The organism is Bradyrhizobium sp. MI1.4 (assembly GCF_055811315.1).
The window spans coordinates 1-623 of record NZ_JBVVPP010000145.1 but is presented as its reverse complement, the minus strand read 5'-3'; the positions used below and the strand labels follow the sequence as shown (position 1 = coordinate 623).

The following is a 623-nucleotide window of genomic DNA, read 5'->3' as shown; positions in this document are numbered from 1 at the left end:
CGAGGCTCGGATGATTTTGGATCTTCTTGTCGTCGTGCTTGCCGTATCCGCCATCTCGTTGTTAGTCGCAAACCATGCTGTTCGGCGACGAGACGTTCTGTGGCAGGTGCGAAAGAATAATCGAGAAGGTCGTCAGGCTCTTCATTCAGAGCCTTTCATGAATAGACGCCCCTTCCCAATCTCCTTCAGAAGCCGCGCCCGCAGTTCGAGCGCGACGTCGGGCGACTCAACCTCGCAGACGATCAACGACCTTGGCTCGCGATCCAGCGGAGATGCGCGGAACTTTGATCGCCCGAGAGCGGCGGCGATTGCGATCCTTAAATCCCTCAACTCGTATGGGTCGTGACGGCCGCGCAACAATTTCGATGCCTTGTCGGAATACGGCAACTGCCTCAGGCCTCACCTGCGCAGAACGACTTCGCTTCACGGCACAAAGCCGGTAAGAAAAGACGCGCGCGGGATCGAATGCGCTGAGTTTTACACGTCACCTCGGGATCAGCATCAGTACGGATCAATACGGTCCAAAGGTCGGAACCCGCGTCGACGCAGACGTTGTGATCAGTTCAGAAACTTCACAGCGAGACGGCGCTCATCACGCCATACAACGGAGCAATCGATATTCA

At 56.2% G+C, this 623-nt stretch carries 1 protein-coding gene; it reads left to right on the top strand.

The features are described from left to right. Positions 1-346, top strand: a 346-nt coding sequence (locus AC0L23_RS40015; protein WP_473358429.1) for a hypothetical protein, incomplete at its 5' end; no start/stop codon positions are given. Between the last annotated feature and the right edge of the window lie 277 nt (positions 347-623).